Raw genomic sequence first — 23046 nt, 5'->3', positions numbered from 1 at the left:
TCTGTCGTCCGTGATTTCTTCGAATGTTTCCTTCAATGTCATTTTTACTACCCGAAGTTATTTTATCATCTCGCCTAATCTTTAAATACAATACTTGTTAAGAATTCAATTGCAGAGTGCTTTTGATGCGGATGCCCTGTGATAGAAACATTAAAAAGAAAGGGGAAAGCCTTCCCCTCGCTTCAGCCTCCTCGCTCCGCTGCGGTGTCTTCCGCTACCCTTTCTCCTGGGGCTCCGCCCCAAGCCCCGAAAAAGCACGGACACTGAAATCAATTTTTGTGCTATCATATATCCATGAATCCACAGATTTTTTATATCGTGCTTGGTGCAGCCGCTTTTATCATTATTTTGCTTGCAGTCATTTTGATTGCGCTGATTTCAAATCGTTCTCATTCTCCGCTTTCTGAAATCCAGCAGAAACTCGGATCCCTCGAAGCCGCCGCAAACCAGATGCAGGAAATCGGCAGGGAAGTAGGCTCGCTCAAATCAGTTTTGCACGCCCCCAAGCTCCGTGGAAATTTTGGCGAATATCTTCTATATAATTTGCTCAAGGACACTCTTCCGCCCAAGAATTTTGCAGTTCAGCATCAGTTTTCAGACGGAAGTGCCGTCGATGCGATAATCCGTCTTGGAAAAAACATAATCCCGGTTGATTCAAAATTTCCTCTTGAAAGCTTTGAGCGCTATCTTGCTTCATCAGACTCAGAATCAAAAAAGAAGGCAAAGGCTGAATTCACCCGCTCGGTCAAAGGCCGGATCGACGAGATTTCAAAAAAATACATCCGCCCACAGGAAGGCACATTTGACTTCGCGCTCATGTACATTCCGAGTGAAGGCGTTTATTACGAAATCCTCACGAATGACACGCAGAAAGGCTATGAACTTTTTGACTATGCCATGAAAAGCCGAGTAATTCCGGTCTCCCCGAACACCTTCTACGCCTACCTGATGTCAATCGTCTACGGCTTAAAGGGAATGAAAATCGAAGAACAGGCAGAAAGCATCATCAAAAAAATCAGCGGAATTCAAAAAAGTTTTGCAGATTTAACAGAAGAAATCACCACACTAGGAAAACATCTTTCCAACGCCAGCGCAAAATTCAGCGAAGTGAAAGAAAAATCCGAAAAAATTGAAAGGCAAATAAGCAATATAAGTGAGAATTAACAGAAAATTTGCCACATGGAGGTGGCATGAAGCAAATGGATCGCGAGAATTTCCGTAAGGAAATTCTCGTTAGGACATGGATGTCCATGCCTTTGTGTGATATTCAGTTCCGTCCGTGAGATAGCCCGCAAAGCACCATCCTTCGAGGCCATCTTTTGTCTGAATTTTTACCCATGCAGATTCAATATCGTCAATCACGGTGTTTCCACCAATTTCAATGATTGTTACAAGCTCGTCCTTGATGACTCGCCCGATTTGCTCTGAATTAAGCGACTGCTCTGAGCGGATTTTAAGGCTGTCCGTAGCAATATACTGCTGACCGACAAAACGAATATCATCAACAACTTTCCATCCATCGAGGATGCGATAGTCAGTATAAATTCTTCCGTCCATGCTGTCCTCCGGATAGTGGTAGTAAAGTTCAAGGGCTGTAAAAGGCGGCATATCCAGCGGGAAATTCAATTCTGAGGCTTCCGCAGGTGAATTGTCATGGACAGAAAAAGTCTCTCCGTCGTTATAAAAATGATATGAATCACGGTTTTCTTCATCTGCGTGCGTAAAATGGCATTTAGTTTTGAAAATTGTCGAAAGAATTTCAGCCTGATTTCCATCTTCATCTGCATTTTTGCAAATAGCTTTTGATTCACTCTCGCTGACTTCACGGCAGTTTTCTTTATCAAGATTTTCTGAAAATCCGCTTCGGGCGACGGTCACTTTAAAAGGATTCCTGTCATACCATTTTTCAGAACCATCACTAAATTTTTCATAAATCTTAATTACATCGCCCATAGAACCATGCCATTGCGTGTATTTCCATTCTTCTGTACCGTCGGCATTTTTTTGCTTGGTCACTAAAGAATATCTTGGTGTCTCAAAATATTCATAGACCTCATCGGAGTTGTTGTAACCTGACCTGTTATTCTTAAAACGGATTTCACGGCCATTTTCATCATAAGCCCACCATGCTTTGTATCCGTCCGAGCTTTTGTGGAATATTATCTTTTGATTTTCATCGTAATAAGATGTTTCTTTGTATCCGTCTTCCCTGACCTCTACTTGTTTTCGTATGATTCCTTCCTCATTGTACCAACGCTCAATGCCATCATCATCTGTTTTGCGGGTGAGTTTCTGCTTTTTTATCAATTTTTCGTAATCTATTTTTTTATCAAAAGTGATTGACCGGTCATACTCTTGGGAATTTTGGTAATATCTAGCTATTCTGTCTCGTCCAACATATACAACAGCAAAAAAAACAACTGGCAATAAAACAACGACAAGAATAGAAATCAAAACAATTTTCTTTTTCATAAGCACATAAAAAAAAACCGCATTTCTGCGGCTTTATGACCCCAATGCGATTCGAACGCACGACCTTTCGCTTAGGAGGCGAATGCTCTATCCAGCTGAGCTACGGGATCGAAAAGAATGAAGATAGTATATCAGAAAAAGAAAAAAAAATCCATAATTTAAAAAATAAATTTCTCACAGAGCCTTACCAATAGCATTTAAAAATTAGCAATGAGAAATTAGTAATTGATAATTCCTCATTGCACATTTCTAATTCCTAACTTAATAACTCTCTTGCTCGTTCAAGCGCGCCATTGATGTGGTCGTGGATGTTTTCTTTTCCGAGCTTTTCTGCCATACCGCTCTTTTCCAAAAGAACATACGGCTGGGTGTGGATTCCTGAGATAACGATTGTGATTCCTTTTTTGTCACAGAGGGCTTTTGCCTGTTCAAGTGCTTTGATTCCGCCTGCGTCGAGGTAGATTGTGTTTCTCATGCGCAAAATCAAAACCTTGTAGCTTACGCCGGCCATTCCTGCTCGTTCCATTGCGATTTCAAACTTGCGGACTGTACCAAAGAAGAGCGGACCGTCGATTTCGTAAACCATTGCTCCATCCGGCAAGTCGAGTTTTTCTTCCGGCATGTCAGCTGCGTGGATTCCCGAAATGAGGGCTTCGCGTTTGTTCTGAACTTCTGACAAATCAATCATCTTTTTAATGAAGAAGAATGCTGCCAATCCCAGGCCGAATTCGATTGCGACTGTCAAATCTACGAAAACTGTAATCAGGAAAGTGACTGCAAAGACTGTGATGTCTGACTTCTGACCGTGGAGAAGTGCTCTGATTGCCGGGAATCCTGCCATGTTCCATGCTACATTGATAAGAACTGCGGCGAGGGCTGCCATTGGAATGTAAGAAGCGTATTTTCCGAAGAAAAGAAGAATCAAAAGAAGTGTGAGCGCGTGAATAATTCCTGCGACCGGAGTTTTTCCGCCGTTCTTGATGTTTGTTGCCGTACGGGCGATGGCTCCTGTTGCCGGGATTCCGCCGAATAATGGCGACGCGATGTTTGCGATTCCCTGACCGATAAGCTCAGTGTTTGAGTCGTGTTTGCCGCCTGTCATACCGTCAGCGACTACTGCGCTCAAAAGACTTTCGATTGCGGCCAATACTGCGATTGAAACTGCCGTTGGGAAGAGTGTTCGGATTGTTGTGAGCGAGAAATCTGGCAATTGTGGAGCCGGGAGAGTGTTCGGAATTACGAAATGCTCCCGACCGTCTGCGAAGAAGCCGATTGTATCTGTTTTGAGACCGCAGAATTTGTCGAGAAGAATTGATGCGACTGTCGCAAGAATCAGGACGATGAAACTGCCCGGAATCTTTTTGATGAACTTAGACCAGATGAAAATGAATGCGAGGCAGATTGCTGCCATCACGAATGAATAGACATTGACTGTTCCTGCCGATTTGATGTAAACGATGATTTTTGGAAGGAAATCGCCCGGCATTTTAGAATATTCTTCGCCAAGAATCTGCATTGGTGTTGAGAAATCCGGGACGAGACCGAAGAAGTCACCGATCTGACCTGTTGCGATTGTGACTGCGATTCCGGCTGTGAAGCCTGTGACGATAGTATATGGAATAAACTTGACCAAACCGCCCATTTTAAAGGCTCCGAGCAAAATCAAAAGAATGCCCGCCATGACTGTTGCCGTTGCAAGCCCGCTCAATCCGAACTGAGCGACGACACCGTAAACAATAACCGCGAATGCGCCTGTAGGGCCTCCAATCTGGACAGCCGAACCGCCGAAAGCTGAGATACAGAAGCCTGCGATGATTGCTGTGAAAAGACCTGCTGCCGGATTTACGCCAGAAGCGATGGCGAATGCGATTGCCAGCGGAAGCGCGACAATGCCGACGATAAGACCTGCGATGAGGTCAGAAACAAAAGTTTTGCCGTTGTAGCCTTTAAGAGAGCTGATAAGCTGTGGTTTGAACATAATAGAAAAGTATCGCGTTTTTTGACGTTTTTTGCAAGAAGCAGGCGTTGCGGGCGGCGCCTGAGCCCGCAGAAAGGGGTACGGCGCAACGAAGTGCGGCGTAGGGGAAAGACTTTTCCCCTTTTTTGTAGATTAACTGATTTCAAAGTGCTATACTTGCCTTAAATTAAAATGATAGGGGTTTTTTATGAAAAAAATTCTTTTAGGCTTGATGTGCACGGTTCTTGCCGCTGCATCTTTTGTCTCATGCAACAAAAAAAAGGTTGTTGAGGAAGAAAAAATTACTCTTCGTGTTGCAATGGTAACTGATTACGGTGATATCACTGATCAGTCTTTCAACCAGACAACTTATGAAGCATGTAAGTCTTTCTGTGAATCAAGAGGTCTTGACTTGCGCTATTACAAGCCAGCTAACGATTCAACAGAAGCTCGTGTTTCTTCTATCAACGCTGCCATTCAGGATGATTACAATGTAGTCGTTCTCCCTGGTTTCGCTTTCTCTGAGGCTCTTGTTAAGACAGTTGACGAGAATCCTGAGGTAACATTCGTTGCTCTTGATGTCTCTGAGTTCGATGTTCTTACTGCTGCAAAAGCATTCGGCAAGCCGGACGGATGGAAACTTCCTTCTAACGCATTCTGTGCTGTTTACAAAGAAGAGCTTCCTGGATTCATGGCTGGTTATGCTGCTGTAAAAGAGGGTTACAAACACCTCGGATTCTTGGGCGGCATGGCTGTTCCTGCTGTTATCCGCTTTGGTTATGGTTTCGTTTTGGGCGCAGACAAAGCTGCAACTGAAATGGGAATCGCAAAGGATGTTGTCGTAGAGTTCGTTTATGGCGGTCAGTTCTACGGAGACCAGACAATCACTTCTTCAATGGACGCATGGTATTTGCAGCGTGGTGTTGAGGTTGTATTCGCTTGTGGTGGCGGAATCTGGACTTCTGCTGCTGAGGCTGCTGCAAAAGTTGGTGGAAAAGTTATCGGTGTTGATGTCGATCAGTCTGCTCTTATCAACAAATACGGCGACGGCATGTGCGTTACTTCTGCTATGAAGAGCCTTGCTGCTACTGTAAACGCTACTTTGTCTTCAGCTCTCGACGGCTCATTCAAGACTGAGTTCGGCGGCACAATCACTGCTCTTGGCCTTGTTTCTGACAAAGAGGTTGACGAGAACTTCGTTGGTCTTCCAACAGATACATGGAGCATGAAGAAATTCACAGTTGCTGATTACAAAACTCTCGTTGCTGATATGTTCTACGGAAAAGTTACTGTTTCTGATGACATTTCTGCTTTGCCGAAAGTTTCTGTTAAACTCAACGTTTATCCGAACATCAAATAAATTTTAGCATGAACTGCTGAAATAAAATTGCGGGCTTCTGACAAATTTTGTTGGAAGCCTGTTTTTTTTTATTCAAAAAATCTCAGAAGTAATATATAATAGATGCTAATTAAAAGAGGTTTTTGATGGCTGACGAGTATATTATCGAAATGCTCCATATAACCAAAAGATTCCCTGGTATTGTCGCGAATGATGATGTTACAATCCAGTTGAAAAAGGGCGAGATTATGGCCCTCCTTGGTGAAAATGGTGCTGGAAAATCAACTTTGATGAGCGTTTTGTTCGGTCTTTATCAGGCTGACGAGGGCGAAATCCGAAAAAATGGTGAAATTGTAAAAATTATGAATCCGAACGATGCAACTGCACTTGGAATCGGTATGGTTCACCAGCATTTTAAGCTTGTCGAGGTTTTCACTGTTCTTGACAACATCATTTTGGGTAGCGAGCCTATTAAGAACGGTTTCGTTGACCGTGCGAAGGCAAAAAAACGAATCCTTGAGATTTCCGAAAAATACGGCCTTTCCGTTGATCCCGATGCAAAAATCGAGGATATTTCTGTCGGAATGCAGCAGCGTGTTGAGATTCTCAAGATGCTTTACCGTGAGAATGACATCCTTATTTTTGACGAGCCTACGGCGGTTCTTACTCCGCAGGAAATCAAGGAACTCCTTCAGATTATGAAGAACCTTGCGGCAGAGGGCAAGTCAATTCTTTTTATCACGCACAAACTGAACGAAATCCTTGCCGTGGCAGACAGATGTGCTGTCTTGCGCAAAGGTAAATATATCGGAACTGTTGATGTCGCATCTGCTACAAAAGAAAGCCTCAGCCGCATGATGGTCGGGCATGATGTCAGCTTCTCCGTTGATAAAGCTCCTGCTGTTCCAAAAGACAGCGTCCTTAAAGTCGAGCATTTGAGTGTCGCAAGCAAGATTCATTCAAAACTCGCCGTAAAAGATGTCAGCTTTACCGTTCGTTCCGGCGAAATCGTCGCCATTGCAGGAATTGACGGTAACGGTCAGTCAGAGCTTGTCTATGGAATTACGGGGCTTGAAGAGCTTGCTGATTCAAAGAACACAAAAATCCTTCTTGGTACTCATGATGTCACACAAAAGTCAATCCGTGAGCGAAGTATTCTCGGTATGAGCCATATCCCGGAGGACAGGCACAAGCACGGCCTTATCCTGGACTATCAGCTTGATAAAAACATGGTGCTTCAGAGGTATTGGCAGAGAGATTTTGAAAAGAACGGCTTCATCCTTAAAAAGAATGTAACGAAATACTCGGATGTGCTTATAAATCAGTTCGATGTCCGAAGCAGCCTCGGAAGCAAAACAATTGCCCGCTCTATGTCTGGCGGAAACCAGCAGAAGGCAATCATTGCGCGTGAGCTGGACAAAACGCACTCGCTTTTGATTGCGGTTCAGCCGACCCGTGGCCTTGATGTCGGTGCTATCGAATACATACACAAGCAGATTGTTGCCGACCGTGACAAGGGGGCAGGAGTCCTTCTTGTTTCTTACGAGCTTGACGAGGTTATGAACCTGAGCGACCGAATCCTCATCATGTACGAGGGTGAGATTGTTGGTGAGGCTGATCCTAAAAAGACGACTTTTGAAGAGCTTGGCCTTTACATGGCTGGCGCAAAGCGTGATGAAAAAAGGTCCTGGGAGTGATTTGAGTTATGGAAAAGAAAAATAAAATATCAGTCGGTCAGATTCTTGACTCATCTGGGTTCAAGTCCGTCGTAGCCGCTTTAATCTGCGCCCTTATCGGCATTTTGATTGGTTATGTGATTCTTCTTGCCATAAATGCCGAACATGCTCCGAAGGCTCTTTCTACTATTTTAAAGAGCTTCATGTACTTCAAAAAGCCTGCTCTCCGAATGGAAGCTTTGGGAAGCACTCTGGTTAAGTCCGTTCCTATGATTCTTTGCGGTCTTTCTGTTCTTTTTGCGTTCAAAACCGGTCTCTTTAATATCGGTGCGGGCGGTCAGTATTGTATCGGAATCGGGGCTTCTCTGTGGGCGGCTCTTGCATGGCATCTTCCGTGGTGGGCATGCGTGATTTTCGCCGTTCTGGTTTCTGGCGCTCTCGGAGCTATCGCCGGCGCATTGAAGGCTTTCTTCAATATTAACGAGGTAATTGCCTGCATCATGCTCAACTGGATTTCGCTTTACATCGTCAATGTCCTTTTGCATGACGAAAAAGTAATGGATATCAGCCGCTCTGAGACATTCAGCATTGCACAGGTTTCTCCTGGCTCGCTCCTTCCGTCTCTGGGGCTTGGGAAATTCTTCAACAACAATCCTTATGTTTCGATTGCGATTCCTCTTGCCGTTCTGGTCGCGGTTCTGATTCTCATCGTGCTTGAAAAGACTGTCTTCGGTTACGAAATCCGCTCGACAGGTCTTAACAAGTATGCCGCAAAATATGCCGGCATGAAGGAAAAAAAGAACATCGTGCTCTCAATGGCAATTTCCGGGGCAATCGCAGGTCTTGCGGCTTCTTTCTATTATCTCACTGGCATTCAGGCTTGGAAGACAAGTTCTGCTGTTCCTGCTATGGGCTTCAACGGAATTGCTGTAGCCTTCCTCGGCGGCCTGCATCCAATCGGAGTTATTTTCGCTGGTTTCTTCATTCAGCATATTACAATCGGCGGAAGTTTCATCGATATGCGCTACTACAATCCTCAGATTGCTGATTTGATTTCTTCAATCATTATCTATGCCTGTGCGTTCGTTCTCTTCATCAAGCACATTCTGTCGAAGATGTCTTCAAAACTGACAGGTAAAAAAGGAGAATAGCCATGCTTTTGCTTCAATATACTTTAATTTATGCTTCGATTCTTATTCTTGTTGCTCTCGGCGGCATGTTTTCTGAGCGTTCCGGCGTAATCAACATCGGTCTTGAGGGAATCATGGTTCTGGGTGCTTTGGGCGGCGCGTTCGTGCTTCACTTTATCTCGCCGGCAGTTCCTGCTGTTGCAGTCATTTTCATTACGCTTCTTGTTAGTGCGCTTGTCGGCATGGTAGCTTCTCTTCTGCTTGCTGTCGCCGCAATCAACTTCAAGGCAGACCAAACTTTGGTCGGAACAGCCATGAACATGCTTGCAACGGCCGCTGCGACTGTAATCGTAAAATCTTACAACAGCTCATGGTCTTCCGGCTCGAATGTAAGCGCAATCCTTGACTACATCGAGACCCGAAAAGTATTCCTTATCAAAACTCCTGTGATTGAGCTGAATTTCTTCATGATTCTCACTCTCGTTCTTCTTGCAATCGCAATCATAATCCTTTACAAAACCCGATTCGGCATGAGGCTTATGGCTTGCGGTGAGCATCCACAGGCAGCGGACAGCGTTGGAATCAATGTCTTCAAGATGCGTTATTGCGGCGTTCTGATTTCAGGTTTCTGTGGTGGAATCGGCGGATTGATTTATGTCTGTGCTTCCAATTCTTCATGGGATTTCCAGTACGGTGTTGCCGGCGCGGGCTTCCTGGCTATGGCCGTAATGATTTTCGGTCAGTGGAATCCTGTCAGAATCGCTCTTTCTGCAATTTTGTTCGGCTTGTTCCGTGCTATTGCCGATGCTTATTCTGGCTACGATTTCCTTGTCCATCTTGTCAGCGGCGAATTCTACAAAATGCTTCCATATATCATTTCTCTTGTAGTCCTTGCATTCACTTCTAAAAAATCTCGTGCTCCAAAAGCCGAAGGAATTCCTTACGACAAGGGCGCAAGATAGATTTTATGAAAAATAGGTTGAGAGTATCAGTCGTTTTTCTTTTCGTACTGATGCTCGTTTTGTCCTGTTTGTACATTTTTTATCTTTTTTCGCTGGTTCTGGGGCATAACGAAGACTCTTCCGTCAACGCTAAGCCCTGTTCTCATCATATTCTTGTTCTTGGTTCGTCCGAGGACGAGAATTTTTTGAAAAGCATTTACGACGGCGCAAAATCCGTGAGCGCGGCTTATGACAGTGTTGTGGAACTTTATGTTCCCAAGAACTACAATGGTGAAAAAAATATCCAGGCACTTTTTGATTATGCTTCTTTTATAAATCCTGACGGAATGATTGTCTGCCTGCCAGAAATCAACGATGATGCCCGGGAATTTTTTACGGTGCCGGAAACTTCGATTCCAATGATTACGCTCGGTCAGTATCATCCGAATGTGCCACAGGTTGCTTACATCGGAACGAATTATTCGGAGCTTGGGCGCAAAATCGCACGGGAAAGCGTGGAGTATCTTTCCGGGAAGGGGCGGATTGTCATAATAAACATCGATGAGGAAGGAAGCCCCAATTACAGCACGCTGATGAACAGCCTTACCACAAGTTTTTCATCTTATAATGATATCTCTGCTACGGTTTTTGATTACGACACTTCGGACAGCTCAAATCCATACAGTGATATAAAAAAAATGATTATTCATGGTGAAGTAGACCTTCTTGTCTGCCTCACGACCGAGGACACAATCAAAATCTCCCAGCTTGTCACGGAAATTCACAGGGATGGCCGTGTCGGGATAATCGGTTTCGGACGGGGTGAAGTTCTGGACACTTATCTGATAAAAGGAACGATAACCGAGCTTCTTTCAATTGATTCAGAAAAAATCGGAAGAACTGCCATAAACGAGCTGTTTGAGTACATCAAAAATGGCTATGCGAACAATTACATTGCGGCTGATGTCAGGGTCAGAAGGAGCGTTGTAAAATGAAAGTGCCCTTCCGGGGAAAAAGCATCCGCTGGCGGATTATGTTCTGCATTATATCCAGCGTTTTGATTATGGGGCTTTGTCTTTCGGTCATTATTTTTCTTGACCAGAGAATGATAGAGCGCATGGGAAAGTCTTATCAGACGAATGCCCAGCTCACCGAAGTCTCAACTCAGATTGGCAACATGGAAAAATCGCTTGAAAATTACATAGCCTACCGCACATTCGAGAGCATTGATTCTTTTTATCATTTTCAGGCGGCGAGCGAGGAGCTTTTGTACTGGTTCCCGGAGAGGCCTTCGACAGACATTGTTCTTCAAAAAGAATATGTCGTAAAGCAGCTGATCCTCAGCCTTTATTCTTCGAGCAAGGACGCTGTTTCGGCACAGCGGGCGAACAACGAGCAGAAAGCGGCCGAAAGCTACAGGAAAAGCCTTATCTGCTATGACATGCTTCAGGGGCAGGTTGAGGAACTGAACATCCTTCTCATGCAGCGGAATGCGGCGGCTTATTCGGACAACAAGGGCAAGCTTTTGATTCTTACAAAAATGAGTCTCGTCCTGCTTCTGGTGTTCTTTATCCTTATGATTACCGCGCTTTATCTTTCGGTCACGGCAATCACAAAACCTCTCTCGGACATTTCTTCGGTCGCGCTCAGGGTCGCACAGCAGGATTTTGATGTTCCGCTTTTCAAAAATAATGATTCCACCGAGATTGGCACGATTTGCCGTGCTTTTGACCGCATGACAATCAGCATCCGCGAATATATCGACCAAATCTGGGAAAAGGCGGCGCAGGAAACGGAGCTTCGCGAAAAGGAAATGGAGATGCGCGAATTGTATGCCAGCGCGCAGCTAAGGGCCTTGCAGAATCAGATTAACCCTCACTTCCTGTTCAACACTCTGAACACCGGTGCGCAGCTTGCGATGATAGAGGGAGCGGATAAAACTTGCTATTTCATGGAGCAGGTCGCTGATTTCTTCCGCTACAACATAAGCCACAAGGGGCAGGCGGCTACTATTGATGAAGAACTTGCCCTGATTGATAACTTTGTGTACATTATGAAAGTTCGGTTCGGAGAGAGATTTGAATTTATAAAAAATGTATCGAACGAAAAACATTCCCAGCTTCTTCCGCGCATGATTTTGCAGCCTCTTGTTGAGAACTGCATAAAACATGGCTATAATGGCACGAAAATTAGTGTCGTGCTTTCGGTGGAGCCGGAACTTTACCAGACAAAAATTTCTGTCTCGGACAGCGGCGAAGGATTTGACCCTCAGCTTCGGGAATGGCTTTTGAGCCAGAACCCTGAAGTAAAAGTCGGTGAAAAATCTGATTCCGCAGAAAAACCGAACACAAGCCCGGACGGAAACGGTACAGGTCTGGTGAATGTAATTTCCCGGCTTCGCTTGTATTTTCATCGCTACGATGTATTTGACATTCTTGAAAATGAGGGTGGGGGAACGAAATTTCTTCTGAGGATTCCAAATGTATAATATTCTGCTGACTGATGATGAACAAATTATGATTGATTCTCTGACTTTCATCTTGAATAAGAATTTTTCTGAGCAGGTCCAGCTTTTTTGTGCTACGAGCGGAACGGAAGCCCTTGAAATCGTCGCGAAGAATCAGATTGACATCATTTTCATGGATATAAACATGCCAGGCCTGAACGGTTTGGAAACGGTGCGCTACATAATGCACTCAAAGCCGGGTACGGTCGTAATCATCCTCTCGGCCTTTGATGAATTCCAGTATGCGCAGGAAGCCGTAAGCCTCGGAGCCTTCAAATATCTTACTAAGCCAGTGAACCGCAACACGGTTATTGATACGGTTCGTGAGGCTATGACCCATGTTGACAAAAAACGCGGCCAACTTTCAACCGAGGTGGAGCTGCATAAAAAACTTGATCTCGTTTCGCCGATGGTTGAGAGTGATTTCATTTATTCTGCTGCTTTCGGGGCAGGGAACGATGTTTCGGATTATTTTTCCTACTTTGAGATTGAGAATTGTGTGTGGTGCTTCTGCTGCCTTGAGATTCCGAATGTCGAGAACAGCCAGCTGCTTGAAATCTACAACAAAATCAGGAATGTAATCACTCCTAAGGCTCATTGTATTCTCGGCTCGTTCATGATGAACAGGATTGCAATCTTCTTTTATTTCCCTTCAAAAATGTACGAGGATGAAAATCCTTCCAAAATAATCGAAGTTATAAAATCCCTGTACAACCTTCTTTCGATTCAGATTAAGTCCGGGATTCGCGCTGGAATCAGTAAGATTGAGTCTTCTCCTTCCGCAACAAATTCCGCTTACAACAAGGCACTTGAGATGCTGAACAATGTTTCGGAGCAGGGCGGAATCATCTTCGCCGAGGAATGGGTCGAAAATCAGGAAACTCGGAATGACACAGGCGGGATTGCCGAAAAAATCTTTGCCCGGATTCGTGCTGGTGATGCAGGCGGACTTCATGCCTTTATCGGACAGTATTTTGAGTCGCTGCAAAAAAAATACGACAATACCGACAAAATCAAGAATTCACTCTTTGAGCTTTTGGTGAATGTGCGGAATATAGCCACTGAAATCGATTCTTCTTATCACAACGAAAGCTTTGACAACGCTTTTTCATTTTTCAGCCGTGAGAATGACATGTCAAAACTGGAGCAGTTCGTCCGCAAGCTTTGCAGTGAGTGCGCGGTCGCCGTTATGGATTCTGCTTCGAGGGTAGCGAACCCGATTATCGAAAAGGCAAGCGCATTCATCATGGAACATATCGCAGAGAACATTTCTCTTGAGGACACGGCACAGGCTGTAAATGTAAGTTCTTTCTATTTGAGCAAGCTTTTTAAAGAAGAAAAAAATGTGAATTATGTCACTTATGTCACCGATGTCAGAATGGAAAAAGCCCGTTCGCTTCTAAAAGAGGCTTCACTGAGCATAAAAGAAATAAGTGCTGTCGTGGGCTTCAACGACCAGAATTATTTCAGCCGTGCTTTCAGAAGTAAATTCGGCATGACACCGACGGAGTTCAGAGATGCTGCGCAAAAATAAAGTCCTTGTATTTTCAGTTTTTTTCACTGTTTTGATTTCTATATCGCTTTCCTCATGCAAAAGAAGGGAAATCCCGGATTCTGAGAAAAGTTCCGGCGAGGCTCACAAAGTCTGCATTGGATTTTCAATTGACACGCTTGCCCTGGAACGATGGCAGAGAGACCTTGACATCTTTATGAACCGCGTAAAGGAACTTGGGGCAGATGTAATCGTCCAGAATGCAGGGAACAGTATTGAGGTTCAGAACAAGCAGCTGCTTTATCTTATGGAACGGAAGGTTGATGCGATTGTCGTCCTGCCAAAAAAACGGGATTCACTCACCGAGATTGTCCAGAAAATCCGTGCGCGTGGAATTCCTGTGATTTCTTATGACCGGCTTATCACCGATGCAGACATAAGCATGTATATTTCGGTCAACACGGAAAAGGTTGGCGAGCTTATGGCCAGGCGGATGATGTCATTCAATGTGGGGCCTTATTGGTACTGCATTCTCGGGCCGGAAGATGATTTCAACATGATTCTCCTGCAGAGGGGATTGAAGTCTGCAATTCAGGGCAAAAAAGTCCAGATTCTCGGAACCTATTACACTGAAGGATGGAATTATGATCTTTCTTATCAGGAAGCCGTGAATATTATGACCGGGACCAGACTCCCCGATGCGATTATCTGCGGAAACGATGCGCTTGCAGGGAGCGTAATTCAGGCGATGTCCGATTATTGTCCTGACAGGAACATTGCCGTATGCGGCCAGGATGCCGATATTGCCGCCTGCCAGAATATCGTCCGCGGAAAACAGGCCTTCACGCTGTACAAGCCGATAACAACACTTGCAGAAAAAACTGCGGATATTTCAGTAAGGCTTGCCCGTGGCGAGTCAGTTTCTTCCGTCGTTCCTTCCGGAAGCACAATCAACAATGGTTTCGGTGATATTCCCGTCGTCTGGCTTGATCCTGAGATTGTCACAAAGGACACGATTGATTCTGTAATCGTAGGCACAGGCTTCCACACGCACGGCGAGATTTACAAGGAAAAATAGTCAGAAGGCTTCTTCTGGAGCATCTTCAATTTTCTTAGTACAAAAAATTCTAGAAGGAATATCAAAAAAAATCTGGTTTTCTGCAAAATTTCACACAAAATAGCAAAAATTTGAAAAACATTGGCGAGCACGCCCCCTCTTGATAGGCTAGAATGTAACCATCAAACAAAAAGCACCCGAAAGGTGCAGAATCTAAATATTTCATAAAGGGGGAATTTTATGAAAAAAATTTTTGCTGTAATGCTCGTTGGACTCATGCTCGTTCCGAGCGTATTCGCAAAGAAAATCTCTAAGAAAACACCAATCGGTGTTTCAATGCCAACCAAAGACTTGCAGCGTTGGAATCAGGACGGAGCTAACATGAAGGCTCAGCTCGAAAAAGCTGGCTACAAAGTAGACCTTCAGTATGCTGCTAACGATATCCCTACACAGGTTTCACAGGTTGAGAACATGATTACTGGCGGATGCAAAGTCCTCGTAATCGCTGCTATCGATGGTTCTTCACTTTCAAACGTTCTTGAGACAGCTCGCAAAAAGAAGGTTCAGGTTATCGCTTATGACCGCCTCATTATGGATTCAAAAGCTGTTTCTTACTATGCTACATTCGACAACTACAAAGTAGGTACAATCCAGGGTGACTACCTCGTTGACAAACTCGGCCTCAAGAGCCGCTCAGCTTCTGACCCAGTTTACATGGAGTTCTTCACTGGCGATCCAGGCGACAACAACATCAACTTCTTCTTCGGCGGTGCTATGGATGTTCTTAAACCATACCTCGACAAAGGCGTAATCGTTTGCCGCTCAGGCCAGACAGCAAAAGCACAGGCTGCTACTCTCAACTGGTCAACAGAAGAGGCTCAGAAACGAATGGAGAACCTCATCACAGCTAACAAATACGGTCCAAAAGCAACAAAACTCGACGCAGTTTACTGCTCAAACGACTCAACAGCTAACGGTGTAACAAACGCTCTCATCTCTGCAGGATACACAGCAGACAACTTCCCAATCATCACTGGTCAGGACTGCGATATTATCTCTGTAAAGAACATGCTCAAAGGCACACAGGCTATGTCTATCTTCAAAGATACTCGTACACTTGCTGCTAAAGTAGTTGAGATGGTTGACGCTATCATGAACGGCAAAAAACCTGAAGTAAACGACACAAAAACATACAACAACGGAACAGGTATCATCCCTTCATTCCTTTGTGAACCAGTTTACGGCTCAAAAGACAACTACAAAGCATTGTTGATTGAGTCTGGATATTACACAGAAGCTCAGCTCAAATAGTTGAATTGACTTGATTAAGGGGCTGTCGAAATCACAAATCAGACAGCCCCCTTTTTTTCAGAATATAAAAAAAAGGGGTTCCAATGGCTAAGACATTATTGGAAATGAAAAATATCACCAAGTTGTTTCCCGGTGTAAAAGCTCTTGATAATGTAAATCTTACCGTAGAAGAAGGTGAGATTCACGCAATCTGTGGCGAAAACGGTGCCGGTAAGTCAACATTGATGAATGTCCTCAGCGGAATCTATCCGTATGGCTCATACACTGGTGATATTGTTTATGACGGTGAAGTTTGTAAATTCCAGACGATTAAGGACAGCGAGGCAAAAGGAATAGTCATTATCCATCAGGAGCTCGCTCTTGTTCCTCTTCTCACGATTGGCGAAAATATGTTCCTCGGAAACGAAAGAGGAAGCAAGGCAAAAATCAACTGGTCCGAGACATTCGATAAGGCTGACGAGCTTTTGAAAATGGTAGGATTGAAAGATTCATCAAAAACACTTGTAAAAGACATCGGTGTTGGAAAACAGCAGCTTGTAGAGATTGCAAAAGCACTTGGAAAAAATGTACGGCTTCTTATTTTGGACGAGCCGACAGCATCTTTGAATGATACGGAAGCAAAACATCTTCTTGACTTGCTCCTTGAATTCAAAAAACAGGGAATGACTTCAATCATCATTTCTCACAAATTGAACGAAGTTTCTTATGTAGCTGACAGAATTACCGTTATTCGCGATGGTACTTCTATCACTTCCCTTGATAAAAAGAAAGATAGTTTTACTGAAGATACAATTATTTCGGCAATGGTAGGACGAAGCCTTACCGACCGATTCCCTAAACGCGAGCCGCACATTGGTGAGGTTTGTTTTGAAGTTAAAGACTGGTGCGTTGACCATCCTGTATTTGACGGAATCAAAGTCTGTGACCACATCAACTTCAACTTGCGTCGTGGTGAGGTTCTTGGAATCTCCGGCCTTATGGGTGCAGGACGAACAGAGCTTGCGATGAGCATTTTCGGTCGTTCTTACGGCACAAACATCCGCGGGCGCATTTTCAAGGACGGAAACGAAGTTTCTTTCCCGAATGTAAAATCTGCTATCAAGGCAGGTCTTGCGTATGTTACTGAAGACCGAAAGGGCAACGGCTTGATTCTTACCGAGTCAATCTGTAAGAACACCACGGCCGCAAAGCCAGAGAAGATTTCAAATAAATGGGGTGTAATTGACTTTGACAAGGAGCGCGAAGTCGCTAAATACTATGTCAAGGAAATGCACACAAAATGTGCCAATGTCATGGAAGATGTCGGAAATCTTTCGGGCGGAAACATGCAGAAAGTCCTTATCGGAAAGTGGCTTTTCGCTGATCCGGATATCCTGATTTTGGACGAGCCGACCCGTGGTATTGATGTTGGTGCTAAGTATGAAATCTACTGTATCATCAACCGCATGGTTGCAGAAGGTAAGTCTGTAATCATAATTTCTTCTGAAATGCCTGAGATTCTTGGTATGTGTGACCGAATCTATGTCATGAACGAGGGCAGAATGATTGCTGAGATGGACGGAAGATCAGCAACTCAGGAAAAGATTATGACAGAAATTATTAATTCTGGCAAAAACGATAACTTAGAGAAATAAGGGAGACTAATATGGTAAATAAGTTGACTTCAAGCTTGAAATCGATTTTCAAGGGAAACACAATGATTTTCGTCCTTGTTGGCGTAATGATTTTGTTTGAGATTTTGATTAGCGCACATTCAGACGGCAATTCGCACTTGTTTGCTCCTGCAAATATCACGAACATCATTCGTCAGAATGCTTATGTAGTTATTCTTGCTACGGGTATGCTTTTGTGTATCTTGACTGGTGGTAACATCGATTTGTCTGTTGGTTCAGTAGTTGCCCTCGTTGGTGCTCTTGCAGGTGTATTTATTGTAAATCTGCAGCTTCCGATTTGGCTTGCAATCTGTCTCTGCCTTATCATTGGTACTTTGATTGGTGCTTTCCATGGTATGTTCATCGCGTTCGTTCATATCCCGCCGTTCATCACAACTTTGGCTGGTATGCTCCTTTGGCGTGGTGTTGCTACAATCGTTCTCGACGGTAAACCAATCGCTCCGTTCCCACAGAAATATTTGAACCTTTTTGAAAGCTTCATCCCGAATGCAGGCGAAGCTTCAGAAGCAAATGAAATTGAGATGTTCGGTGAGATTATCGACAAACATGTATTCATGATCACAATGATTATCACTGTTATCTGTGTTCTTGCTTACATCATCATGGAAGTTATCAGCCGCGAAAAGAAGATTAAGAGCGGCTACTCAGTTTCTTCAAAGACTTCATTCTTTGCAAAACTTGCTTTCCTTTCAGTTGTAATCGTCATCATGGGTCAGTTCCTTGCTCGTGACCGTGGTCTTCCAGTAATCCTTATCCTGCTCGGAATCATCATCGCAGCTTATGGTTACTTCACACAGAACACAGTTCCAGGCCGCTACCTCTACGCAATCGGTGGTAACGAAAAGGCAGCCCGACTTTCTGGTGTAAACACAAACAAAGTAATGTTCTTTGCATACACAAACATGGGATTCATTTCAGCTGTTGCGGCTCTCGTTACAATCGCTCGATTGAACTCAGCTCAGCCAACTGCTGGTCAGAACTACGAAATGGATGCTATCGCATCGTGCTTCATCGGTGGTGCTTCTGCTTATGGTGGAACTGGTACAGTCGGTGGTGCTGTAGTTGGTGCTATCTTCATGGGTGTCTTGAACAACGGTATGTCAATCCTTGGTGTTGACATGAACTGGCAGCGTGCTGTCAAAGGTATGGTTCTTTTGCTCGCAGTTCTCTTTGATGTTATGTCAAAGAAGAAGAGGAGCGGAAAATAAACAAAAGTCCACTGTCGGGGGCTACGGTTCCCGACAGCGGCAATGGCAATTTTTTTCATTTTTTTTGGGAGCTGTCGAAAGACAGTTCCTTTTTTTTGTGCTATAATTTTTATTATGAAAATAGTATTGAATCGTCAGCATTTATCTGTAAAAATCTGCCTCAAAGTATTTTTAATCTGTGTTAATCTATGCAATCTTTTGTTTTTAAATTCTTGTCACAAATATCCCGAAATGACACTCTCTGAAATTGAGGCCGCTCGTGCTGCGGGTGCGAATGAGCTTGTTGAAAAAACTGTGTCCAAACCGAATACAACCAATAAATTTGTTGCGGGAAAGGCCGGCGGCATTTGGAACGATGCGATTATGGGCGACCCGAAGAGCTTCAATATGCTCGTTGCCGAAAAAGACGGCACGACATCAAGCGTTATGGGTTCGCTTGTGCAGTATCTTGCTGACTATGACATAATCGAGAGAAAATGGAAGCCTTATCTGGCTGATTTTGAAGTCAAAATCGACGAGGTGCATGACAAGCTTGATGTGATTTACACTCTCCGCGATGATATTTACTGGTCTTTCTATGAAAACGCTCAGCCTCGCGTAAAAATCACAAGCGATGATGTCGTTTTCTGGTACGATGAGATTCAGGGCGATGAAGAATGTGGCTCATCCCTCTACAACTCACGGTTCATGCCGATGGATGACGGAACAAGCGCACCAATTACAATCGAAAAAATTGATGAGAGGAGCTTTGTGTTCCACTTCCCGAAGATTATTGCAGAGCCGATTCTAAGCACGAATATGAATTTTGGCCCGGCATTCTTGTACAAGGCGGCAAAAGAAAAGGGCGGGGCCGCGGCTGTAAAAAATCTTTTTACTGTGGCGACTGACCCAAAAACGATTCCTAGCTGCGGGCCATATTTTTTGGCAGAATATACGCCGGGACAGCGTCTTTTGTACAAGCGAAATCCGGATTATTGGAAAAAGGACGAGAACGGCGAGAATCATTATTATCCTGAAGAGCAGATTGTGCAGATTATCGGCGATCAGAACACTGCTTTTCTTCTATTTAAACAGGGCAAAATGGAGTCTTTTGCACCTAGTCCTGAGCAGCTTGAAGAAGTCGTAAACAATTCAAAAAATACGCTGAACCTTGACGGCACTCCAATCGAAGAAAAATCTTCCGAAAAATCAGGTTATACGGTCTTTAATGCCGCAGGTTCAATGAGTGCTTCTTTCTGGAGTTTTAATCAGAATCCCAAAAACAAAGATGCGCCTTTCTATGAATGGTTCACTAAAAAAGAATTCCGGCAGGCGATGAGCTGTCTCTTGAACCGTGAGCGAATCATTCAGCAGACTTACCGCGGGCTTGGAGAGCCGACATACTCATTCTTCCCGGAGGCAAACAAGTATTACGATGAGAATATAATCCTTCAGTACAGATATTCCCATGCGCACGCAAGAAAACTTTTGGAAGAGGCCAGATTTTCAAAGCATGACGACGGATTTTTGTATGATGAAAAAGGGCGCAAAGTTGAATTTGACATTTCTTTCCCTGCGACCGTAACGCAATATTCTGACATCGCACAGATTATTACGGACGAATGTAAAAAAGAAGGAATCATGGTCACTCCTCGCCCGACAGACTTCCAGAAACTTGTTGATCAGCTTATGTCGAGCTACGACTGGCAGACAATCATGATTGGTTTCGGCGGCGGCTCAATTTTCCCAAGTCAGGGCAGCAATGTCTGGGTAAGTGACGGAAACCTTCATCTTTGGTACCCGCTTCAAAAATCTCCTGCAACCGAATGGGAAGCTCGAATCGATGAGATTTATCACAAGGCAAAGTGCATAGTCGATTATGAGAAAGCCAAGCCTTATTGGGACGAATATCAGAAAATCTTTTTGGAGCAATGCCCGATTGTCTATCTGATTCGTTCACGCTCTTTCTTCGCGCTCCAAAACCGCTGGGATATGACTAATTTTTATTACGACAATCTTAACGGTGCTGAGACGACATATCTATTCTTAAAATGAGGAAACAGCAATTAAAATCTTGTAATGACAAATTTTCGTTAGTGGGGTAAAATAAATCTATGTTTACGACAATTATTTCTTTTATTCGAGTCGCATTATATATGCTTTCAAAGAACAAGCTTCGTCGTCTTGCACTCAAATACGACAAGGCTGGCGACATCGCAAACCGTGACAAAGTAGTTTTTGGCATTGTTCCTAAGTGGGCAAAGTTCGTCTTTACAAAGGTCACAAAGTCCACTGTTGAAGTTATCGGCGAAGAAAAAATTCCAAAAGACCGCGCCGTTGTCTTTATTGGCAATCATCAGGGCAACATGGACATCCCGCTTTTGTTCGGCTTCATCAATAAGCCCATGACATTCGTTGCAAAAGCCGAGCTTGGCAAAATTCCTCTCCTTTCTGACTGGATGAAGCTTCTTCAGTGTACATTTATCGAGCGAAAAAGCCCGCGCAAATCTGTTCAGGCAATCCATGATGCGGCCGAGGGTGTCAAAAAAGGCTATTCTCAGGTAATTTTTCCGGAAGGCACCCGTAGCAAAGGCGGCCCTCACCACGAATTCAAGGCTGGCAGCTTCAAGCTGGCATTTATGTCGGGTGCACCGATTGTTCCTGTTACGATTGACGGAACATGGCGCATTTATGAGGGACAGAAAAAGGTCAAGAAGGGGCAGCATGTCAGGCTCATAATCCACGATCCGATTGAAACCGCAGGGCTTTCCAAAGAAGAGCAGTCAAAAATTCCTGCAATGGTAGAGCAAATTGTCTGCAAACCGCTTAATGAATCAGGAATTAGCAATGAGCAATGAGCAATTAGCAATGAGAAATTAGCAATGAGAAGTTGGAAGTTAGGAGTTAGGAATGAGGAGTGAGGAGTTAGCAATTAGCAATGAGAAATTGGGCGATTCCGCCACTTGTGGCGGTCGGGCTATTCGCAGTTCCGCTATCGCTTCATTCTTCGCTTCGCTCAGAACGGGCTTCGCCCGCTGCTACTATCCCTATCGCGTTTTTAAAAACAAGTTTCCTCTTGCTTCCTTCATCACTTCCCGAATCATGACTATGCTCGTGATTCTTTTCATTTTGGGCTGGGCTTTGTTCGGCCTCATGAGCTTGCACCGGGCGACATCGTTGACCAGATGATGCAGCAGCAGCTTATGAGCCAGACTGAATCAAAGGGGGCTGGCGGAGCAGGGCAGGAAAATGTTTTTAGTGAAGAACAGCTTGCAAAAATGCGCGCGGAGATGGGCTTGGACAAGCCTTTTACAATCCAATATTTCCACTGGCTTGAACGGGTTGTTGTTCATCATGATTTGGGTGTTTCCCTCATTTCAAAAGCACCTGTTTCCTTCCTTCTAAAAACCCGTATCATCAATTCCCTTGTCCTTAATCTGATTTCACTGGTCTTTATCACGATATTTTCTTTCCTGCTTGGCGTTTATTTTTCGAGCAAGGCCGGTACCCGCACGGATTTGGCGGCCACATTTTTCGCCTTGTTCTTTCATGCGTTCCCCGGAATCCTTCTTTTGATTCTCCTGCAGCTTTTTGCCTCAGTTTCGGGGCTTTTCCCTGTCACGGCTTATCCTGATTTTCCAATCAGTGAGGCTCCTGCAAAATTCGTATTTTCCTATTCATATCACATTTTTCTTCCGTTGTTTGCTTCTTTTCTCGGTGGAATCGGCGGCACAATGCGCATGATTCGCTCGACGATGCTTGATCAGCTGGGAATGCCTTACATCATGGCGCTCCGTGCAAGGGGAATCAGCGAGCGGCGTATCTACCTTAACCACGCTTTCAGAAACACGCTCAACCCCTATATCACCGGAAGCGCGAATCTTCTGGCAAGCCTTTTTTCTGGCAGTCTCGTGCTTGAAATCATTTTCTCGTATCCTGGAATCGGCCGTCTCATGTACGATGCCGTAATGCAGCAGGATGTAAATTTAGTTCTTGCAAATAATATGTTCATTTCCGCGCTCGTTCTTCTTGGCATGACGATTTCCGACATTCTTCTTGCGATTGTTGACCCACGTATTCGCTACGGAAAAAACTGAGTGCCGCACGGACGGGTAATTTTATTTTACAAACTTCTCAATCTTGCATTCGTGCTTCTTCGTGTCCTCGTCGTAGCTGATGCCCACAAAAAGAATCTCGCCGGAGTAATTCGCAAGGCAGTCAAAATATTGCTTGTCCTTGATTTGATTGAGCGCGGTTTGTACGGACTTGTTGTGCTTCAGCTCCACAATCAGTGCGGGCGAGCCT

General features: G+C 44.3%; 17 protein-coding genes, 1 tRNA gene and 1 pseudogene. 15 read left to right on the top strand and 4 right to left on the bottom strand.

Features of this window, described 5'->3' with window-relative positions:
• Nucleotides 1-294 precede the first annotated feature (294 nt).
• Nucleotides 295-1164, top strand: a complete 870-nt coding sequence (locus IJJ71_RS00095) for a DNA recombination protein RmuC (RefSeq protein WP_296844587.1) — start codon at nucleotides 295-297, stop codon at nucleotides 1162-1164.
• A gap of 69 nt (nucleotides 1165-1233) precedes the next feature.
• On the opposite strand, the gene IJJ71_RS00090 is transcribed toward IJJ71_RS00095, so the two are convergent.
• The 3 genes from IJJ71_RS00090 to IJJ71_RS00080 form a co-directional block, all read right to left on the bottom strand.
• Complete coding sequence (locus IJJ71_RS00090; RefSeq protein WP_296844586.1) at nucleotides 1234-2472, bottom strand: SH3 domain-containing protein; 1239 nt, start codon at nucleotides 2470-2472, stop codon at nucleotides 1234-1236.
• Nucleotides 2473-2508: 36 nt separating this feature from the next.
• Nucleotides 2509-2582: transfer RNA gene (locus tag IJJ71_RS00085), tRNA-Arg, on the bottom strand.
• 146 nt (nucleotides 2583-2728) lie between these two features.
• Complete coding sequence (locus IJJ71_RS00080) at nucleotides 2729-4450, bottom strand: SulP family inorganic anion transporter (protein ID WP_296844585.1); 1722 nt, start codon at nucleotides 4448-4450, stop codon at nucleotides 2729-2731.
• 187 nt (nucleotides 4451-4637) lie between these two features.
• On the opposite strand from IJJ71_RS00080, the gene IJJ71_RS00075 reads away from it, so the two are divergent.
• The 14 genes and pseudogenes from IJJ71_RS00075 to IJJ71_RS00010 all read left to right on the top strand — a co-directional run bounded on the left by IJJ71_RS00075 (nucleotide 4638) and on the right by IJJ71_RS00010 (nucleotide 22838).
• The gene (locus tag IJJ71_RS00075; RefSeq protein ID WP_296844584.1) at nucleotides 4638-5789 is read left to right on the top strand and encodes a BMP family lipoprotein; all 1152 of its coding nucleotides are present in this window, start codon (nucleotides 4638-4640) and stop codon (nucleotides 5787-5789) included.
• Nucleotides 5790-5914: 125 nt separating this feature from the next.
• Complete coding sequence (locus IJJ71_RS00070; protein ID WP_296844583.1) at nucleotides 5915-7465, top strand: ABC transporter ATP-binding protein; 1551 nt, start codon at nucleotides 5915-5917, stop codon at nucleotides 7463-7465.
• Between the two features lie 8 nt (nucleotides 7466-7473).
• On the top strand, nucleotides 7474-8595 hold the full coding sequence (locus tag IJJ71_RS00065) for an ABC transporter permease (protein WP_296844581.1): 1122 nt from the start codon (nucleotides 7474-7476) through the stop codon (nucleotides 8593-8595).
• A gap of 2 nt (nucleotides 8596-8597) precedes the next feature.
• Nucleotides 8598-9536, top strand: a complete 939-nt coding sequence (locus tag IJJ71_RS00060; RefSeq protein WP_296844580.1) for an ABC transporter permease — start codon at nucleotides 8598-8600, stop codon at nucleotides 9534-9536.
• Between the two features lie 5 nt (nucleotides 9537-9541).
• A complete protein-coding gene (locus IJJ71_RS00055) occupies nucleotides 9542-10510 on the top strand; it encodes a sugar ABC transporter substrate-binding protein (protein ID WP_296844579.1) in 969 nt (322 codons plus the stop codon).
• Nucleotides 10507-12003: a sensor histidine kinase gene (locus IJJ71_RS00050; protein ID WP_296844578.1), complete on the top strand. Its 1497-nt coding sequence runs from the start codon at nucleotides 10507-10509 to the stop codon at nucleotides 12001-12003. Before IJJ71_RS00055 ends, IJJ71_RS00050 begins: the two co-directional genes overlap by 4 nt.
• Nucleotides 11996-13555: a response regulator transcription factor gene (locus tag IJJ71_RS00045; RefSeq protein WP_296844577.1), complete on the top strand. Its 1560-nt coding sequence runs from the start codon at nucleotides 11996-11998 to the stop codon at nucleotides 13553-13555. Before IJJ71_RS00050 ends, IJJ71_RS00045 begins: the two co-directional genes overlap by 8 nt.
• Entirely contained in the window at nucleotides 13539-14591 is a 1053-nt protein-coding gene (locus tag IJJ71_RS00040) for a substrate-binding domain-containing protein (RefSeq protein WP_296844576.1), read from the top strand. Before IJJ71_RS00045 ends, IJJ71_RS00040 begins: the two co-directional genes overlap by 17 nt.
• A gap of 219 nt (nucleotides 14592-14810) precedes the next feature.
• Nucleotides 14811-15881 carry a multiple monosaccharide ABC transporter substrate-binding protein gene (gene chvE / locus IJJ71_RS00035; protein ID WP_296844575.1) on the top strand — a complete coding sequence of 357 codons (1071 nt, stop codon included), beginning with the start codon at nucleotides 14811-14813 and terminating at the stop codon, nucleotides 15879-15881.
• An 83-nt stretch (nucleotides 15882-15964) separates the two neighbouring features.
• A complete protein-coding gene (mmsA, locus tag IJJ71_RS00030) occupies nucleotides 15965-17515 on the top strand; it encodes a multiple monosaccharide ABC transporter ATP-binding protein (RefSeq protein WP_296844574.1) in 1551 nt (516 codons plus the stop codon).
• Nucleotides 17516-17526: 11 nt separating this feature from the next.
• Entirely contained in the window at nucleotides 17527-18762 is a 1236-nt protein-coding gene (mmsB, locus tag IJJ71_RS00025) for a multiple monosaccharide ABC transporter permease (protein ID WP_296844573.1), read from the top strand.
• A 114-nt stretch (nucleotides 18763-18876) separates the two neighbouring features.
• Nucleotides 18877-20796: an ABC transporter substrate-binding protein gene (locus IJJ71_RS00020; RefSeq protein WP_296844571.1), complete on the top strand. Its 1920-nt coding sequence runs from the start codon at nucleotides 18877-18879 to the stop codon at nucleotides 20794-20796.
• A 59-nt stretch (nucleotides 20797-20855) separates the two neighbouring features.
• Nucleotides 20856-21599 (top strand): lysophospholipid acyltransferase family protein, encoded by a 744-nt coding sequence (locus IJJ71_RS00015; protein WP_296844570.1) that lies wholly within the window; start codon nucleotides 20856-20858, stop codon nucleotides 21597-21599.
• 136 nt (nucleotides 21600-21735) lie between these two features.
• Nucleotides 21736-22838: pseudogene (locus IJJ71_RS00010) on the top strand (ABC transporter permease).
• A 21-nt stretch (nucleotides 22839-22859) separates the two neighbouring features.
• On the opposite strand, the gene IJJ71_RS00005 reads toward IJJ71_RS00010, so the two are convergent.
• Nucleotides 22860-23046 (bottom strand): hypothetical protein (locus IJJ71_RS00005; protein WP_296844569.1); only part of this gene is annotated, 187 nt, incomplete at its 5' end.

Source organism: Treponema sp. (assembly GCF_017430385.1).
In the GTDB taxonomy this organism is placed as follows: domain Bacteria; phylum Spirochaetota; class Spirochaetia; order Treponematales; family Treponemataceae; genus Treponema_D.
This window is presented reverse-complemented; position numbering and strand designations above follow the sequence as displayed.

Coding starts and splice junctions, on each gene's coding strand:
- IJJ71_RS00095 (WP_296844587.1), top strand. CDS start 295: ATGAATCCACAGATTTTTTATATCGTGCTTGGTGCAGCCGCTTTTATC.
- IJJ71_RS00090 (WP_296844586.1), bottom strand. CDS start 2,472: ATGAAAAAGAAAATTGTTTTGATTTCTATTCTTGTCGTTGTTTTATTG.
- IJJ71_RS00080 (WP_296844585.1), bottom strand. CDS start 4,450: ATGTTCAAACCACAGCTTATCAGCTCTCTTAAAGGCTACAACGGCAAA.
- IJJ71_RS00075 (WP_296844584.1), top strand. CDS start 4,638: ATGAAAAAAATTCTTTTAGGCTTGATGTGCACGGTTCTTGCCGCTGCA.
- IJJ71_RS00070 (WP_296844583.1), top strand. CDS start 5,915: ATGGCTGACGAGTATATTATCGAAATGCTCCATATAACCAAAAGATTC.
- IJJ71_RS00065 (WP_296844581.1), top strand. CDS start 7,474: ATGGAAAAGAAAAATAAAATATCAGTCGGTCAGATTCTTGACTCATCT.
- IJJ71_RS00060 (WP_296844580.1), top strand. CDS start 8,598: ATGCTTTTGCTTCAATATACTTTAATTTATGCTTCGATTCTTATTCTT.
- IJJ71_RS00055 (WP_296844579.1), top strand. CDS start 9,542: ATGAAAAATAGGTTGAGAGTATCAGTCGTTTTTCTTTTCGTACTGATG.
- IJJ71_RS00050 (WP_296844578.1), top strand. CDS start 10,507: ATGAAAGTGCCCTTCCGGGGAAAAAGCATCCGCTGGCGGATTATGTTC.
- IJJ71_RS00045 (WP_296844577.1), top strand. CDS start 11,996: ATGTATAATATTCTGCTGACTGATGATGAACAAATTATGATTGATTCT.
- IJJ71_RS00040 (WP_296844576.1), top strand. CDS start 13,539: ATGCTGCGCAAAAATAAAGTCCTTGTATTTTCAGTTTTTTTCACTGTT.
- chvE (WP_296844575.1), top strand. CDS start 14,811: ATGAAAAAAATTTTTGCTGTAATGCTCGTTGGACTCATGCTCGTTCCG.
- mmsA (WP_296844574.1), top strand. CDS start 15,965: ATGGCTAAGACATTATTGGAAATGAAAAATATCACCAAGTTGTTTCCC.
- mmsB (WP_296844573.1), top strand. CDS start 17,527: ATGGTAAATAAGTTGACTTCAAGCTTGAAATCGATTTTCAAGGGAAAC.
- IJJ71_RS00020 (WP_296844571.1), top strand. CDS start 18,877: ATGAAAATAGTATTGAATCGTCAGCATTTATCTGTAAAAATCTGCCTC.
- IJJ71_RS00015 (WP_296844570.1), top strand. CDS start 20,856: ATGTTTACGACAATTATTTCTTTTATTCGAGTCGCATTATATATGCTT.